At 34.5% G+C, this 19,026-nt stretch carries 10 protein-coding genes and 1 pseudogene; 3 read left to right on the forward strand and 8 right to left on the reverse strand.

Features of this window, described 5'->3' with window-relative positions:
• Positions 1-9 precede the first annotated feature (9 nt).
• The 5 genes from OH814_RS09050 to OH814_RS09070 form a co-directional block, all read right to left on the reverse strand.
• Positions 10-1,374, reverse strand: a complete 1,365-nt coding sequence (locus OH814_RS09050) for a RagB/SusD family nutrient uptake outer membrane protein (protein ID WP_308827938.1) — start codon at positions 1,372-1,374, stop codon at positions 10-12.
• Between the two features lie 13 nt (positions 1,375-1,387).
• Complete coding sequence (locus OH814_RS09055) at positions 1,388-4,225, reverse strand: SusC/RagA family TonB-linked outer membrane protein (RefSeq protein ID WP_308827939.1); 2,838 nt, start codon at positions 4,223-4,225, stop codon at positions 1,388-1,390.
• 411 nt (positions 4,226-4,636) lie between these two features.
• Complete coding sequence (locus tag OH814_RS09060) at positions 4,637-5,464, reverse strand: hypothetical protein (RefSeq protein ID WP_308827940.1); 828 nt, start codon at positions 5,462-5,464, stop codon at positions 4,637-4,639.
• Positions 5,465-5,483: 19 nt separating this feature from the next.
• Positions 5,484-7,055 (reverse strand): RagB/SusD family nutrient uptake outer membrane protein, encoded by a 1,572-nt coding sequence (locus tag OH814_RS09065; protein ID WP_308827941.1) that lies wholly within the window; start codon positions 7,053-7,055, stop codon positions 5,484-5,486.
• 29 nt (positions 7,056-7,084) lie between these two features.
• Positions 7,085-9,994, reverse strand: a complete 2,910-nt coding sequence (locus tag OH814_RS09070; RefSeq protein WP_308827942.1) for a SusC/RagA family TonB-linked outer membrane protein — start codon at positions 9,992-9,994, stop codon at positions 7,085-7,087.
• Between the two features lie 942 nt (positions 9,995-10,936).
• On the opposite strand from OH814_RS09070, the pseudogene OH814_RS09075 reads away from it, so the two are divergent.
• Positions 10,937-12,270, forward strand: a pseudogene (locus OH814_RS09075) (IS1182 family transposase).
• Positions 12,271-12,399: 129 nt separating this feature from the next.
• Here OH814_RS09075 and infB read toward each other — a convergent pair.
• The 3 genes from infB to rimP form a co-directional block, all read right to left on the reverse strand.
• Positions 12,400-15,405 (reverse strand): translation initiation factor IF-2, encoded by a 3,006-nt coding sequence (gene infB / locus OH814_RS09080; RefSeq protein WP_308827943.1) that lies wholly within the window; start codon positions 15,403-15,405, stop codon positions 12,400-12,402.
• A 78-nt stretch (positions 15,406-15,483) separates the two neighbouring features.
• The gene (gene nusA / locus OH814_RS09085; RefSeq protein WP_076557350.1) at positions 15,484-16,719 is read right to left on the reverse strand and encodes a transcription termination factor NusA; all 1,236 of its coding nucleotides are present in this window, start codon (positions 16,717-16,719) and stop codon (positions 15,484-15,486) included.
• Positions 16,720-16,735: 16 nt separating this feature from the next.
• Positions 16,736-17,203, reverse strand: coding sequence for a ribosome assembly cofactor RimP (gene rimP, locus OH814_RS09090; RefSeq protein ID WP_076557348.1), 468 nt, complete (start codon positions 17,201-17,203; stop codon positions 16,736-16,738).
• Between the two features lie 287 nt (positions 17,204-17,490).
• Between rimP and OH814_RS09095 the strand changes: the two genes are divergently transcribed.
• Positions 17,491-18,801 carry a UDP-glucose/GDP-mannose dehydrogenase family protein gene (locus OH814_RS09095; RefSeq protein ID WP_279196635.1) on the forward strand — a complete coding sequence of 437 codons (1,311 nt, stop codon included), beginning with the start codon at positions 17,491-17,493 and terminating at the stop codon, positions 18,799-18,801.
• 84 nt (positions 18,802-18,885) lie between these two features.
• The coding region (locus tag OH814_RS09100; protein ID WP_308827945.1) for an NAD-dependent epimerase/dehydratase family protein at positions 18,886-19,026 on the forward strand (141 nt) is incomplete at its 3' end.

Below are 19,026 nucleotides of genomic sequence, written 5' to 3' on the forward strand. Positions count from 1 at the left end.
TCTTGTTAATTAATTGTCATAACCAGGGTTAGCAACAACAGGAGTACCCGCAAGATCAGTTTCAGCTCTCGGAATAGGGAAAGCAGTTAATCTGATATCAGTACTTGCACCAGCAGGTCTAGGCACAGCATCTCCCCATCTTAGAAGATCCCATTGTCTTAATCCTTCACCTAATAATTCTTTAGATCTCTCAGTTTTTAATAGTACCATATCAACAGTACTAACTCCTGTTAAACCTCTATTTGTTACAATATTGTTATAGTAAGTAAGCGCTTTTGCTGCGCTTCCACCGTTAAGTTCAGCTTCAACACCGTTAAGAAGCACTTCTTCAAATCTTACAATTTTCAAATTATCAGCACCTTCAAGGTTTGGGTATTTATAAAGATAATATTCTCCATCAGTAAGTGTCATAAGACTTTTTCTTACATCATTTGCCGCAAAACTATTATATCTTGAAGCTCGTACAACTATATTTCCGTAACCATTGTAATTATAAATATATCCTAGAGAGTTAGTACCGTTAGCACCAGCTACTCCAACTTCCAATTCGAAAATGCTATTATTTTGCTTAGCTGCTTCCCAAGAACCAGCATATGAAGCAGCCGGGATTACCTGATACTGAGTACTCGCAATAATTTCATCAGTAAGAGTTCTTACTCTTGCATAATCTTTCTTATATAAGAAAAATCTACTCATTACTGCTTTTGCACCATTGATTGTAAGTGTTCCACGATCTGTAATACCTTGATCGTTTGCTACCATCATTGCTAACCCAGCATTATAGTCTGAAGTAATCTGAGCTTCATTTTCAGCAATAGTACCTCTACCCTGTAATGCTTTTGGATCATATTTTAGAGGAGTTATAATACCCAAAGTTCCCCCTGTATATTTTTGACCGTATAATTTTAAAAGATCAAAGAAAAACATTGCTCTTAATACATGAGCCTGACCAATATGATACCTTACCGCTTCGCGATCTGCCTCTGATCCTTTAATACTATTAACATCTGTATTAATTAGGATATTAGCTTTTGCAACAGCTGCATAAATCTGAGACCAAGTATCTCTTGCATAAGCATCTGCAGAAGTCATTGTATAATTATGAACAGTATTAAAATACCCTGCATAACCATTACTATACATTTCATCTGATCTAGTTTCCCCATATACGGTATAATCTCTACCATAATAAGTAACCGCTCTCATCGAAGTGTACATTCCTCTTTGAAATGCTTCAACTTCGTTTAAGCTCGTTAACGGAGCCTGTTCAACGTTTTGATAAAACTTTGTCTCTACAAAATCTTCGCTACATGAAACGAAAGCTGTAGATACACCAACTGCTAATACAACTGTTTTTAAAATATTTAATTTCATTTTATTTATTTTTTTAGAACCCAATATTAACACCAATACTATATGTTCTCATTATAGGTAAGTTCAAATTAGACGTACCATCCAAGTTAATTTCAGGATCTAATTTTAATCTGTCATCAAACGTATGTGTCCAAAGGTTAGTACCCATTACATATATTTGAACAGAATTAAGACCGGAACCTTTTAAAACATCCCCTGTAAAACTATAAGATAATCTTGCATTTCCTAATCTGATATAATCACTATCGTATAAAAATCTTGTAGAAGCTCTGTTAGCCAATTTATTTCCTCCATAAATTGGTTTTGGATTCGCAGCACCGGTATTTTCCGGAGTCCAATAATCCATCTGATCAGCATAACCAGAATAGTTTAAAGTATATTGGCCATCACTCAACATATAGTTTGCCCAATCATTATAAATTTTACCTCCGAAACCATAGGTAAATTGAGCGTCTAAGCCAATCCCTTTATAAGACATACTGATATTAGCTCCTCCAAAGATTGTACTCAACCAACTTCCTTGTACAGCTTGTTTAGCAGCATTATAATTATTAGTAGTTTCACCATCAACACCATTCATATACCATAGTGGATCTCCATTGGTAGGATCTACACCAGCCCACTTTCTCATGTACCAAGTTCTAACACCTTCACCTACTCTTATTGTGGTAGTCGCCGTATTTACATCACCTCCATAAAGAGAGGTAATTTCGTTATCTAATGTACTTAAATTAGCACCAACACTTAGGTTAAACTGATCTCTGCTTCCTTTGAAAATATCTGCATTAACAGAAAATTCAAAACCTTTATTTACTAAATCTCCAATATTATCAACATAGCTTCCTAAACCTTGAGATAAAGATAATGGAATATTATAAATTAAATCTTCAGTTTTCTTATTGTAGTATTCAGCAGAAACTGTTAATCTATTTTGGAAGAAACCAAAGTCAAAACCAACATTAAAAGGCTTAATCGTTTCCCATCTTAAATTTGGATTATATACTCCTGAATAAGATGCAGCAGCTAAGTCACCATAATTAGTTGAGTAAGCATACAATGCGTATGGGTTTGCTGTCACTTGGTTACCTACTTTACCGTAAGACGCTCTAAACTTTAAAGTAGAAATAGCTTCAACCTCTCTAATAAAATTAAGTCTAGCTAAGTCAATACCAACACCAGCTGACCAGAAATTACCAGCTTTTTGTCCTGGTGTAAAATTAGACAATACATCTCTTCTGTATGATGCATCTAGCAATAATAATTTATCAAAGTCATAGTGTCCTGTTACGGCATAACCATGTCTGCTGTTTTCAGCTCTAGTACCAGCAATAGATTGCATTTTTACAAAATTAGAAATCGTTGACAAAGACAATGCTCCTACAGCAGAAGCACTCGCTCTAAGATCTCTAAAATCTGATTTATATGCTTCCTGAATAACTGAGAAATCAAAATTATGTTTATCTTCTAATCTGAAATTATAACTTAAAATATTCTGAACATTGAAATTAAAATATCTTCTTGTTCCTGAATCTGCCAGACCGTTATAATTTGTACCATCTCCATGTAGTGGACTTGAATATTGGTCTTCTTCGATATTAATATACTCAGGTGCAAAAACAAATCTGTACTTAAGGTTTTTAAGAATATCGTATTCTGCATACATATTACCAAAAATCCTAGCTGTTTTTCCTACTTGCGAATTCAATTCAAGTAATGCAGCATTATTAAATAAACCATTAGACATACGTCCGTTATTTCCCCAATAGTAACTTCCGTCAGCATTATATAGCGGATCTGTAGGTCTTAGAAAATATTCACCCAAAATAGGATTAGCAAAACCACCTCCATTTCCTAAAGTCTTGATTTTACTGTAAGACATCTGAAGATTTGTTCCAAATCTAAACTTATCTGTAGCTTTAACATCTAATTTGTTAGTAAAAGTCAATCTATTGAATGATGAGTTTTTTATAATACTGTTCTGATCAAAATAATTGATTGAGTTATAATAAGAAATATTCTCGTTACCTCCAGACATACTAAAATCTGCATTCTGAACATATGCTCCTTTACTTGAAACTGCATCTCTCCAATTTGTATCAGCATCAGAGTTGTAGATTACTGAAGCTCCTTCAAGACCACCTATTTCTTGATTAGCAAGAGCAGATTTAACTGCATCAATTGACCCTAATGAAGGAATTCTATTTAAAACTTGAGCCGCTACCAAATCTTGATACTGAGATGCATTTAAACCTCTATATCCTTCAACTGCTCTATCACTAACCCCATGGTTAAAACCAATATTAAATCTAGGCTTTCCTTTCTTTCCTGACTTTGTAGTAATAATAATTACCCCGGCACCGGCATCAGCTCCGTAAACCGCTGTTGAAACTGCATCTTTAAGAACTGTTAATGATTCAATATCATCAGGGTTAAGGTTTGCCAAAATGTTTGCTGAAGTACTGTTTCCTGTCAAGTCTCCTGAAGAAACTCTAACTCCGTCTATTATATAAATCGGCGATACACCTCCATTAATAGAAGCTACCCCCCTAACTCTTACAGAAGCAAAACCTCCGGGTTGCCCTGAAGATGAGCCAGTTTGTACACCACTTACTCTACCCTGCAACAATTTATCAACTGAAGCTACTGGTACATCATCAATAGCTTTAGCTTTCATGGTTGAGGTAGATCCTGTAATCTCCTGAACCGCTCTTTTCTGACCAAAACCTACCATTACAACCTCTTCAATTTGAGTTTCTTTAGTTATGGTATCATTTGATTTGTTTTGAGCGAATAATGCCTGACCTGTAAAAAACAGAACTCCCGCACTTAATACACTTAATTTAACATTCATATTAATTAAATTTTAATATTTATTTTCACAAAGATGTTAATTAATATTAATACAAACAAATTTTAAAAATCAGAAACCAGCAAACACAATTACAAAAAATTAGTTAATTAATATTCTCGATATACAAAATCATCAGAAAGGGTTGATAAAAAATATACGATATACAAAAAAAAAATATTTTATAAGAGAAATTAATAATTTCAAATTATTATAAATTTAAGTTAATTACCTTAGAAATCTTAACACACTTTAGTTTAAAAGCATTATTTTTTAAGAATAAAACAATATACTTCTATGCATAACAACACATAAAATAATCCGGAAAATAAATTTTCCGGATTATTATTTAATGAAGTTTCAGCAGTAAACTGCTTTAAATCTTAGATAGATTTTAAAGTAATACAATAATTACTACTGCCCTGTAAACTCCTCAGTATCATTTGCTAAAAAGTAAGTGGTACCTTTTAGGTAATAGTAAATTCTTAAAGTCAATCTTCTTGTACATGGGTTATAAGAAGAAACTGTACCATCAGTTGCAGGTCTAGCCCAAACCGGAGCATTTATTCCTCCAGAGTTATAAGTGTATCCAGTAAATTGATCTGGAACTGTTACTACAAAAGTAGTAGGATTATAATACACTACTAAGTCATCTCCATTATCCCAAAAACCTTTAACTCTCAATTGTTCATTTCCACTAACTGGAGTAGATTTAATAACATCATAAACAGCAGTTGCATCTCCAGTCCACCAAGCTACATTATTTTTGAATTTACCCGTTCCGATGAAAACTGCGTCTGAACAAGTTAAAGACATTCTCAAAGAATAGCTTTGATAATCTAAATTATTTGCAAATGCTGTAGATTTTATCTTAAAATTTGCAACTTTCCCAGCCTGAGTTGCAGGAGCCTTTAAAATTCTAATAGTGAATTTACCAATCGCTTGACCATCAAGCACCACACCCGATCCTCCATTTAGGATTTGAAAGTCAACCCCTTCAACCGCTGTTGAATTTACAGGATCGTAAACAATCTTAACATCGGGATTTCCAGAAACTGTCTGTACAGTTCCGAATTCAACTTCAACATCTCTATAATCCTGATCAGCAAACACAAAAGCTTCACCTTCTTCTTTCAGGAAATGTACATAAGAATCTCCTTCGTAGAATGCTTCTTCCTCATTACAAGATGAAACAAAGAGAAAAACCATCAAAAGTCCAAATAAACAAAATATTTTTTTCATAACTAAAGTAAATTAAATGTTAATAACCAGGATTTTGCTGATTAGCGATTGCAGGATTACCATTAATTTCGACAGAAGGAATAGGTAAAGTAAATCTGTGATCTGTAATACTTATAGTAGTAGGCGTCGCAGAATTATAAGTATCGTCGGCAGCATTTCTATCAATACTTACCCCAGCCACTTGTCCTAATCTTCTTAAATCAATATAACGATGTCCTTCAAAACAAAGCTCAACTCTCCTTTCCTTCAAAATATCTTTTAAAGCTGTTGCTCTATCTGTATACACCGGTAAAGGAGCAGCAGTAGCAACATATCTTCTTGCAGAACGTACAGCTCTTATATTTGTTGCTGCAGTTGCAAAATCATTATTTATCATAATAGCACATTCTGCTAAAATCAAATACATTTCACTCAATCTTGCTACCTTAATGTCATTTTTTAGATTTGTAGTCCCTTTTCCTGGATATTTATCAATAATAAAATTAGATGTTGTAGCTGTTGAACTAGGATCAAGGAATGACCAGCTTCTAATATCACTCGCATAAGAAGTTAAGGATGAATAAAGATTTAATCCCATTGTCCAAAGAGGAGATCCATTACTTGCTGTACTATTAGTAGTATATAACGAGGCAATGTTCCCACCTGTTCCATTTGTTGGACGACTCAATTTGAAAATTATTTCTCCATTAGCTCCATCAGACCACAACTTTCTATAAGGGGTAGGAGTTAACGTCTCACTATAAAATGTGTTTGCCCAAGAACCTACAGTTGTTGCATTGGTCCAAGAAGGAGTTCCTGTAGGAATTGGAGTGCCAAGTGTTAGAGTAACTCCGGAAGCAGTAATGGCATCTTGTGCATATTGTCTTGCTAATGGATAATTACCTCTGTAAAGATACATCCTAGCTCTTAAAGCACTAACTAAAGCTGCACTAGCGAAAGATGGGAAACGATGCCCCACAGATGTTTGATAAGCAGCACCTTGTAGATTTGCAGTACCAAATGTAAGATCATCCTCAATTAACTTCCAAATATCAGAATTCTTCACTCTTGGTAATTGAACAGTATAGTCATCTGTATAAGTATCAGACAAAATAACACCAAGAGCATTATCATCTTTCATGTCTGTTGTAAAAAAAGACATTAAATTCAAATATGCGAAAGCTCTTAATACTCTTGCTTCCGCTAAGGTATTTTTGTAAGTTGTAGTTTCAGCAGGTGTAGCTGGAGTGATTTTTTCAGCTTGCTTCAACAACCTATTAACTCTATTTATAGTAAGATAATTTCCTGTCCAAATTCCACTAACAAACCCATCATCAGGCTGCAGATTATATCTAAACAAACCCTGATTTTGTCCGGCATTTGAAGGTCCAATTTTAACTTCATCGGTAAAAAATGATGTAAAACCTACTTGACTGGTAATATCTAATGAGCCATATACATCACCTTCCAAATATTTTTCTAAATCTTTAGAATTTTGAAATATTGTTTCATCCGGAACTTGCCCCGGTTGTACAATGTCTAATGAATTTTCACAAGACTGCATTACTACAGCAATACTTAATATTGATAATAAAACTTTTATTTTTTTCATTGTAACTTATTTAATTTAAATTCCCCTTTCTAAAAATCAACATTTACCCCAAGAGTTACTGTTCTTAAATTTGGATATACTGACGTTGACACAGCAAATGTAGGTTCTGGATCATAACCCTTCCACTTAGAGAACAAGAATAAATTCTCACCTGAAACAAAGATCTTCATACTCTTTATAGAATCACCAATCATAGATTTAGGTAAACTATAGCCTAATGTTAACACTTTTAATTTAATAAAGGATGCATCTTTCAAATATCTATCAGAAGATCCTGCCTGATCGAAATTAGTAGCTTGTAGAGAAGGAACGTTAGTATTTTGATTTGTAGGAGTCCATGCATTTAATAAATCTGCAGACACATTGTAATTATTTACAGTTGTTGGATCTAATACATAATTTAATTGGTTGTCATATCTCCATACATCAGCTTGGTAAGAGAAATGTGCATCAAGGAAAAAGTTTTTATAAGATGTATTAATACCAAATCCACCATTCCATTTTGGCAAATAACTCTTATCTGATTTTACTTGATCTGTAAGAGTATTAGGATTCTCTGTAACATTACCATCTTTATCTAAAAACAACATATTTCCATTGTCTTTATTGACACCGGCATATCTAATTAAATACCATTCACCAAGCATACCACCTGTAACGTTTCTAACGTTTCCAGCATTATCATCTTTAACTAAGCTAAGTATCTTACTTTTATTATATGCTGTATTACCATATATTGATACAGTAGCATTTTCATTTTTAATGATATTATACCTTAACATTACTTCGATACCTCTATTCTGTAAAGCTCCATTATTAGCTTCTAAAGATGTTTCACCTGTAACTGCCGATACATTTAAACTACTAAACAATTTGTCAGTTTTTTTGTTATATACGTCAATGGAACCCTCAATCTTACTATTCCATAATCTGTAATCAATACCGATATTCGCTTGTCCAACTTCTTCCCATTGTAAATATGGATTTTGACGCCCGCTAAAATAATATGCACCTTGAGTATTTGCATAACCCAAAGACTGAGAATCAAATTCTCTGATTAAGTTTGGTGATTGCAGCAAAGGATTTGTTCCATATGCAGCTGCCACTACGTTTTGGTTACCCTGAATACCATATGAAGCTCTTAACTTTAACATGTCAAAAGTAGAACCCTCCATAAAGTCTTCTTGATCAATATTCCATCTACCAGCTGCAGACCAGAATGTAGCCCATCTATTATCCCCAGTAAATCTATAAGTACCATCTCTTCTGATAACCCCAGACAAACCATACTTACTTTTATAGTCATAATCAAGAGTTAAGAAATAAGCAAGTGTAGAACCTGTAATCTGTCCAGCAGATGCATTTGGAACATAATACACAATTGGATCTTGCCCAGCATTTGGATTATCATAATAAACTGGTGAAACATATCCTGTACCTGCACCAAATACCCAAGTTTTAGGATACAAACCATTTTGTTGTTGAGATGTAGAGTTATAATGAACTTTCATCCAGTCCATATATGCACCTACATCAAAAGTATGATCATCATTGATTACTTTGTGATAATTAACACTTGTAACAGAGTTGAAATTAAATTCCCTTGTTTTTTGAATTGACTCTATTCCACCAAAAGGGTTGGGGTTGAGTGTTGCATTTCTAGAATTGAATGCGGTTACTATTCCTAAGAAAGAATAGGGAGATCTCGCAAAGATTCGTTCATTGTATTTATAATCTAATCCTGATCTGTTTGTAACTGTCAAATCATCAGTTAATTTATATGATGCAGAGAAGTTGGTAACAATGCTTGTTTCTGTTAATAAATTTGGAAGAGTTCCTCTAAGAACATCCTGCAGAACCCAAACGTTCTTACCACCTCCAAAATCACTCCCAATTGCGGCAAAAAGATCTGGACCTGTTTTATATTTATTTGACTCAATTGTCGGCAAACCAACGATAGCTGCTAAAAGTGGATTTTGAATAACATTCGACGCAATATTACCATTGGTTTCTTGATCTAATTGATGTCTTTTAGAATATCCCAAAGCAATATTAGAATTGTAAGTAAACCTACCATTTGTAGATTTTCCATTCAAGTTGTTTCTCAAAGTAAATCTTTTGAAATCAGTTTGAGGGACAGTTCCAGTTTGATCCAAATAACCAATTGAGAAATAATCATTTACATTTTCACCACCAAACATCATTGACAAATCATGTGATTGTGTGAATCCAGTGTCAAACAATTCTTCATTCCACTTTGTATCAGGTCCATCATAAGCTGCTATTTGGGCATCAGTCATTTCAGATCCAGCACCTACTCCAACTCTCTTCTGCAAAGTTAAAATTTGCTTAGAATTAGCCATGTTATAATCGGTTTTAGGAATTAAACTCATACCGACTGTTCCAGAATAAGAAACATCAAAACGCTTCCCATACTTACCTTGCTTTGTTCTAATAACAATAACACCATTCGCACCTCTACTTCCGTAAATCGACGTAGCAGCAGCATCTTTTAACACAGAAACAGACTCTAAATCATTAGGATTTAAATTTCTAAATTGAACTGAGTTTGAAATCATACCATCCACCACGTACAAAGGCTCTGTACTAGCATTGATAGAACCAACCCCTCTAATAATAACATCAATTTTAGAAGATCCGGGAGAACCGGAAGTTGAATTAATACTTAATCCTGCAGCTTCTCCTTGTAGTGAACTTAAAAAAGAAACATTTGGTCTGTTTTCTAATTTCTCAGCAGATACAGTTACTGATGATGTAACATCTTTTGGCTTTGTTTGTGTTTTGTTATATCCCAAAACAACTACTTCTTCAATTTTAGATTCTTTTTCTTTCGTTGATTTCGTAGTATCTTGAGCAAACATTGCTTGTCCCGTAAAGAATAGCACACCAGCCGTTAAAACACGTAATTTAACATTCATATTAACAAAATTTTAATATTTTTAATGAGCAAATATGTTAATAAATATTAACGTATGCAAGTTTTTACTTAAATTTTTATTTATTTATTTAACAAATCACCTATTATTTCTTTAAAAACATTATCAATTCGACAATTTAAAAACGTAATAAGCTTCATAAATACAGTATTTCTAAATTTAAAATATCAATCGTAAATATATAGCAATTTGTTAAATATTATTTAAAATAACTCTAAATAATTGCTTTTGATAAAGTTTCACAATCATCAGAATAACAGACTATCACAGAATCACACGACTAGAAATTAATTACAATCATTTCAATATGATATGTATATATTTATACTTAATGCATATAAAAAACAAATGTTATTTCAATTTTTTCACATACTTTAAGAATCTTTACTTTTCGATGTAAAATAACCTCAGTTCGGGATAAGAGATTCCGATAATAATTTTAAATCAGTAAACGCAAAAATTTTATAATTAAACTTTCTATTTTAGAAAGTAAAAAGTAAATAAATTTGCTTCGCAAAGTTGAGCAAAAGCTTTATAAAATCAACTTATTGACTCATCTTTGCTTACTTTATTATAAAAGAATAAAATTCACCTTTGCGTTAAACGTATAATAACCTTAAAGTTAATATTTACAATTGTTGCTTAACCCGAACTCAGGTTAATATAATGTTTTAGGCTATAATACGCATTCGTACTATTTCTAACTTCTTTTGATTTTCCATAATAAGTCTGTTTTGTGTAAACTTACATTCACAAAAGAAGTCATTAAATATGATCAACACTTATACAAAAATAAAATTATTGTTTTAACCAATCTTTCGTTATTTAAAGAAGAAGAGGCTGTCTCACTTTTGAGACAGCCTCTTTAATGAAAAAAGGAAAGCCTAAGCTTTCCTAATTGTTGCAAATTGATTAATTTGCTTTGTGTTAACTAATTCAAAAGTAATCTTTAAAGATTACAATCCCAAAGAAAATTTGCTTTTTCCTCCCAATTTATCGGAGTTGATTGATGAAAAGCATCCTGTTAGAATTGTTTCAAGCATTATTGACGGCTTGGATCTTAAAAGCTTAATCAGAACTTACAAACCTGGTGGAACATCTTGCTATCACCCGAAAATGCTTTTGAAAGTTTTAATTTATGGCTATTTAAGCAATATCTATTCAAGTCGCAAAATAGAAGCAGGCCTTGAAAGAAAACATTCATTTTATGTGGCTTTCGGCCATAAGCCGTCCCGATTACAATACCTTAAACAGATTTCGCAGTGAACGATTAAAAGGTGAGATAAAAAAGATTTTCACGCAAATCGTTTTGCTTTTGGAAAAGGAAGGTTTGGTGAGTCTGGAAACCACTTTTGTAGATGGTACAAAGATAGAATGCCAATCGCTATACTTTTGTTTGGGGAAGAGCCATCAAAAAACATAAGGAAAGAATAGCTGAGCAACTGCAAGAACTTTGGAATTATGCGCAAGGAGTTGCCAAAGATGAGCTTCAAAATACAGAGAATATTGATTTTAAAGAGATAGATTCTGAAAAAGTAAATCAAACCATCGAAAAGATTAATGAGGCTTTGAAAGATAAAAAAGTATCTTCGAAAGTTCGTCAGAAACTGAATTACGCTAAGAAAAACTGGGCAGATAATTTGGATAAATACAAAAAGCAGCAAGAGATATTAGAGGGGAGAAATTCTTATTCCAAGACCGATACAGACGCCACCTTTATGCGGATGAAGGAGGATCATATGCGAAACGGGCAGCTCAAGCCCGCTTACAATCTACAGATCTCTACCCATAAACAGTTTATTTTACATTATTCAATCCACCCCAATCCTACAGACACCAAAACATTAGAATCCCATTTACAAGGTTTTGAAGAAAACTATCATAAAGTTCCAAAAGAACTTGTTGCTGATGCCGGTTATGGCTCAGAAGAAAATTACAACTTATTGAAATCTAAGAAAATAAAACCTTACGTAAAATACAATTACTTCAGAAAAGACCAAAAATCAGGACAGATAACCACTTCACAAAACAATTACAAACTGGCGAAAATAAGAGAAAAGGTTTTCAAACTTCTTAATACCAGGAAGGGCATCAAACTCAGAAAACAAAGATGCCATGATGTTGAACCTGTTTTTGCGCAGATTAAACACAACAAAAATTTTAAACGATTCATGCTTCGAGGAAAAAACAAAGTCGAGGTAGAAATCGGCATACTCGCAATTGCTCACAATCTCGAGAAAATGAAAAAAGCAGCATAAAGAAGACTGCTTTTTGACCTGTTCTAGCCTATTCTTGAAATTTTAAGAATATAAAAATCGAAATATCGAAACAAAGTACAAAAAAGACTGCCCTTTTGAGACAGCCTCTTTTAATTATTTATAAATCAATTACTTCAATTTCTTCTTCACAGCAACCTCTTCATACACTTCAAGAATATCATTTTGCTCGATATCATTGTAGCCTTTAAGGTTTAATCCGCATTCGTAGCCTTTCGTAACTTCTCTTACGTCGTCTTTGAAACGCTTTAAACTTTCAAGTTCACCGTCGAATTTCACGATACCATCTCTTAGTAATCTTACTTTAGATTGTCTTGTTACTTTTCCGGTAAGAACCATACAACCTGCGATAGTTCCGACTTTAGAAATTTTGAATACCTCACGGATTTCAACATTACCAATAACTTGTTCCTGAATCTCCGGAGAAAGCATTCCCTCCATCGCTTCTTTCACTTCATCGATAGCTTTATAGATTACAGAATATGTTCTGATTTCAATTTCTTCACGGTCTGCAAGATCTTTAGCATTTGCTCCGGCTCTTACATTAAATCCGATAATAATCGCATCTGATGCTGCCGCTAAGTTGATATCAGATTCAGTAATCTGTCCTACACCTGAGTGAAGAATGTTGATACTGATTTCTTCTGTTGATAATCTTTGTAACTGATCAGAAAGTGCTTCCACAGAACCATCCACGTCACCTTTAAGGATAATGTTTAATTCTTTGAAATCACCTAAAGCAATACGTCTACCCAATTCTTCAAGGGTTGTATGTTTTTTAGTTCTGATAGAAAGTTCTCTTTGTAACTGCTCTCTCTTGTTAGCGATTGTTTTACCTTCACTTTCGTCAGCATAAACTCTGAATTTATCACCTGCTGTTGGCGCTCCGTCAAGACCTAGAATCGTTGCCGGAATTGAAGGACCTGCTTCTTCAAGGTTTTTCCCTCTTTCATCAAGCAAAGCTTTTACTTTACCGTGATTCTTACCTGCTACTACATAGTCTCCTACTTTTAAAGTTCCGGTCTGTACCAACATCGTTGCAACATAACCTCTACCTTTATCTAATGAAGCTTCAATAACAACACCTTGTGCAGAACGTGCCGGATTAGCTTTCAGCTCAAGCATTTCTGCCTGAAGCAATACTTTCTCTAATAGGACATCCATATTGTTACCCATCTTAGCTGAAATTTCTTGCGCCTGAACATTTCCACCCCATTCTTCAACCAAAATATTCATTGCTGAAAGCTGTTGACGGATATTGTCTGGGTTTGCATTTGGCTTATCTACCTTGTTGATTGCAATAATCATTGGTACACCTGCAGCTTGTGCGTGAGAAATCGCTTCCTTCGTCTGAGGCATTACATCATCATCCGCAGCAATAACAATAATTGCAATATCGGTAACCTGTGCACCTCTTGCTCTCATCGCCGTAAAGGCTTCGTGACCTGGTGTATCTAAGAATGTAATTCTCTGACCATTTTCCAGTTTCACATTGTAGGCTCCAATGTGCTGGGTAATTCCACCAGATTCACCTGCAATAACGTTAGTTTTTCTGATGTAATCCAATAATGAAGTTTTACCGTGGTCAACGTGCCCCATTACAGTTACGATCGGTGCTCTTGAAACAAGGCTTTCTTCTGTATCGATATCATCTTCAGAATCTGTATCTTCAAGATCAGCATCTGAGAATTCAATTTTAAATCCAAATTCGTCAGCTACTAATAACAAAGTATCAGCTTCTAATCTTTGGTTCATAGTAACCATCACTCCTAAAGAGAAACAAGCAGAGATTACTTCTGTAGGAGAAACATTCATTAAGCTTGCCAACTCACCAACTGTGATGAATTCGGTTACTTTTAATGTTCTGTCTGCAGCATCAATTTCTTGCTGACGCTCGTCTTGCTCTCTACGGTAACTTCTTTTGTCTTTTCTGTGTTTAGAAGATTTAGACTTACCACCTTTATTTGTAAGTTTTTCAAGGGTTTCCTTGATTTGGTTTTTAACCTGCTCATCGGTTAACTCAACAGGCATAGTTCTCTGACCCGGTCTGTTGTTTCCGAAACGGTTTCCACCACCTTGTCCACCCGGACGGTTCTGTCCGCCTTGTCCCGGAGGTCTGTTTCCACCTGGGCCACCCGGACGGTTTTGACCACCTTGTCCCGGAGGTCTGTTTCCTTGAGGACCACCTTGTCCCGGAGGACGGTTTCCACCTGGGCCATTTTGACCTTGAGGACGGTTTTGTCCACCTTGATTATTTCCGCCTTGTTGGTTATTCCCAGTATTCTGGTTAGGACCACCCGGCTTTTCAATTCTTTTTCTCTTCTTTTTAGCTCCTGAGTTTGGTTTTGGCGCAAATTGAGTTAAGTCAATTTTTTCACCAACAATCTTAGGACCGTCAAGCTTTTGATAAACAGTTTCTATTTTCTGAGGTTCCTGAGATTCCTCATTAGTAGATTCAGGCTTTTTTTCTTCCACTTTAGCGACAGGCTTTTCAGCCGGTTTTGGTGTTTCTTTAACAGGCTCGGCAGGTTTTGCTTCTGCTTTTGCCACTTCTGTTTTAGGTTTATCTTTTTTTGCAGGTCTGTTTCTGTTTCCTTCTATTTGAGAAAGATCAATTTTATCCAAAACCTTGAATTCTTGTTTTTCAGGAGTTGCTTTTACTTCAGAAACCGGTGCAACTTCTTCTTTAGCAGCTTTTACCTCTTCTTTTACCTCCTTCACTTCTACTTTCTCTTCTTTCTTTTCCTCTACAGGCGCAGCTGGTGCAGGAGTTGGTTCTTCCGCAACAGGTTCAGCTTTTTTAGGTTCAAGATCAATTTTACCTAAAATTCTGGTTTCTGGTTTTGTATTAGCTTTAGCTCTTATTACTTCAGGTGCTTTCTTTTCTTCCATTTCCAGTTTTTCTTCCGGAACTTTAGAAATAACCACCTCATGGGAAGCTTTACGTTGCTCGCCGTCTTTGGCAAACTCAGCTTCCAATGCAGAATATGCCGCTTCTTCTAATTGAGCGTTAGGATTGTTTTCAACCACAATATCCTTAGACTGTAAAAACTCTACCAGCCTAGACATCGATATGTTAAATTCCTTAACCGCTTTATTTAATCTTATTTTTGGCATCTATATTATTTACTGTTTTTTTAATTCTTAAAATTAAAGTATTCTTTTTTACTGTTTATTAAAATTTATTTCTAAATATTAATCTTCAAATTCTTCTTTCAAAATACGCTTCACATCATCAATGGTTTCTTCTTCTAAGTCTACCATATTCAAAAGACTTGCCGTATCTTTATCCAAGACAGATTTTGCAGTTGTAAGACCTACTTTCTTAAACTCATCCAAAATCCACTGTTCAATATCGTCATTGAATTCTCTCAAGTCTACATCATCATCTTCGCTAGCCTCTCTGAACACGTCGATCTCGTACCCGGAAAGCCAAGAAGCCAATCTGATGTTTTGACCTTGCTTACCTATTACTTTAGAAATCTCTTCAACCGGAGTATAAACCAATGCATAGTTTGTCTCTTCGTTGATGTCAATTTTATTGATGGTAACATTTCCTAAAGCTCTCTTCACCATAATCTCAGGGTTTTTTGACCACTGGATTACATCTATATTTTCGTTTCTTAATTCTCTTACAACACCGTGAATTCTAGAACCTTTCACCCCGACACACGCTCCTACAGGATCTATTCTGTCGTCGTAAGCGTCAACTGCTATTTTCGCTTTTTCACCAGGAATTCTCACCGCTTTTTTAAGGATGATTGTTCCGTCCTGAATTTCAGGAATTTCTAATTCTAATAACTTCTCTAAAAATTTCGGAGCTGTTCTTGAAATGATAATTTGAGGTTTTGAACCTTTAAAATCAACCGTTTCAACGATTGCTCTGATATTTTCTCCTTTTTTGAAGAAGTCTGATGGAATTTGGTTTTCTTTAGGCAAGATAAACTCGTTTCCTTCATCATCCAACAAGATCACGTGTTTGTGACGGATGTGGTGAATTTCTCCAATTACAATTTCCCCGATTCTGTCTCTGAACTGATCATACAACATCGCATTGTTATGCTCCTGCAATTTTGTTGCTAAAATCTGCTTTAGCGTCAAAATATTTCGTCTTCCTAACTGTGCTACCGGAATTTCCATGGTAAAATCTTCACCAACTTCAAAAGTTGGATCTATTTTCTTAGCTTCAGTGATTTCAATTTCCAGATCATCATCTTCAGACATTTCATCTTCAACGATGGTTTTATTTAAGAAAATCTGAAAGTCACCTTTATCAGGGTTTACAATTACATCAAAATGATCATCAGAATCAAATCTTTTTCTCAACAAAGTTTTTAGAGAATCTTCAATGATCGCCATAAGATCGATTTTACTGATCCCCTTTTCGTCTTTAAAATCACCAAAGGATTCAATCAACGCTATATTATCCATTTATCTTTTTTTTCTTTTAAAATTTAAGTACTACTAAAGCTTTTTTTATGTCAGAGTAAGGAATTTCTTTTTCCTCCTCTACGTCTACTTTACCTTTACCTACTTCTTTCGGTTTGCGGTAACGCAGTACAAGAGTGATTTTCTCTTCGTCTACTTTTGCAAGCTCACCCTCGATTTCTGAAGAATCATTTAATAAAACTTCGATCTCTCTTCCGATATTTTTATGAAACTGTCTTGGGATTGAAAGCGGCTCGCTTAATCCTGCAGACATTACCTGCAGACTGAAATCGTGCTCTTCACGATCCATATTAAATTCTATTGCGCGGCTTGCATCTAAACAATCCTGCACAGAAACACCATTATCACCGTCTAAGATCACTGTAATATCGTCTCCTGCGGAAAACTTCAAATCAATAAGAAACAGATCTTCTCTCGTCTGAAGGAAATCATTTAATAATGTTTCAATATTTTTTCTAAACTCCATATAATATATAATCCTGATTTAACAGTACGAAAAAAGGCTTTCTCTTAGAAGCCTTTCCATTTTTTCCGTTAATCTCCTGCAAAGATATGACAATTTTATAAAATACACAAATACACTTCATAATCAATAGAATAAGAATTCATGAAAAATACAACTTTACTATACACCCATAAATCGCTATTACAAACTTCTACTGAACCGTAGCCTTTAATAAGTTATCGTTATTAAAAAAAGACCATGAAACAATTTTTAGTATTTTTGTCAGGAATTTATATAAAACATACATTTTGAATATAACGATAGTAGGAACAGGCTATGTAGGTTTGGTTACAGGAACTACCCTTGCAGAACTTGGCAATTCGGTTTATTGTGTTGACATTGATGAAAAAAAAGTAGAAGGGATGAAAAATGGCATCGTGCCTATTTACGAGCCCAATCTTGAAGAAATGTTTCTTAGAAATATTCAATCCGAAAGATTATTTTTCACAACAAATCTTAAAGAAGCTTTAGACAAAAGTGAAGTTGTTTATCTTGCTCTTCCCACTCCACCCGGAGAAGACGGTTCGGCAGATTTATCTTACGTTTTGAAAGTAGCCAACGATATTGGCGAACTCATGACTGAATATAAAGTTGTCGTTAATAAAAGCACCGTTCCTGTAGGAACAGCCGATAAAGTAAGAGAAACCATTGCTGCGAAGACAACCATTGATTTTGATGTGGTTTCAAATCCTGAGTTTTTACGTGAGGGCTTTGCAGTGGAAGACTCTATGAACCCAGCGAGAGTAGTTGTAGGATCGAGCTCTGAGAAGGCTAAAGAAATCATGGCAAAAATTTATCAGCCATTTACCAATACCGGAATTCCTATTATTTTTATGGATGAGAAGTCTTCTGAGCTTACAAAATATGCATCCAACTCATTCTTAGCCGTAAAAATTACGTTTATGAATGAAATTGCCAATTATTGTGAAAAAGTAGGCGCAGATGTAGATAAAGTAAGATTGGGAATGGGAAGCGACGACAGAATTGGTCACCGTTTCTTGTTTCCTGGAATAGGCTACGGCGGAAGTTGTTTTCCTAAAGACGTTAAAGCTTTAATAAAATCTGGTAAAGACGATGATTTTAACTTCCAGATATTGGAAGCGACAGAAAATGTCAATATTTCACAAAAAGTAATTTTGGTTTCTGAAATTGAAAAATATTTCGAAGGAAATCTCGAAGGCAAAACGATTGCAATGTGGGGATTGGCTTTTAAAGCAAATACAGACGACATTAGAGAAGCCTCTTCATTAGATAACATCAATCTGCTTCTTCAAAAAGGAGCTAAAATTGTTGCTTACGATCTTATTGCTGAAGAAAATGTAAGAAAATTATTAGGCGACAAAATATCTTATGCAAAAACAATGTATGACGCTTTAGAAAAAGCAGATGCATTATTTATTGCTACTGAATGGCCAGAATTCAAAAATCCTAACTTTGAAATGATGGCTAAAAAAATGAATAATAAAGCTATTTTCGACGGAAGAAATATGTATCCGCTGGAAGTTCCGGAGCAGAATGGCTTCTATTATAAGAGTATCGGAAGAAAAACGATTCAATAATAGCCAGGGAAAGTAAAAAATTTAAGTAAAAAGAAAAAAAAACAATACCAAAAGCCAAAAGCATCGGTAAACGCATATATTAATATGAAAAACATCATCATCACTGGCGGAGCAGGATTTATTGGCTCACACGTCGTAAGAGAATTTGTAAAAAATAATCCGGATTCTACGATCATCAATTTGGATGCTTTAACGTATGCCGGAAATCTTGAGAACTTAAAAGAT

This window comes from Chryseobacterium sp. CFS15, from assembly GCF_031118795.1.
Classification (GTDB): Bacteria; Bacteroidota; Bacteroidia; order Flavobacteriales; family Weeksellaceae; genus Chryseobacterium; species Chryseobacterium indoltheticum.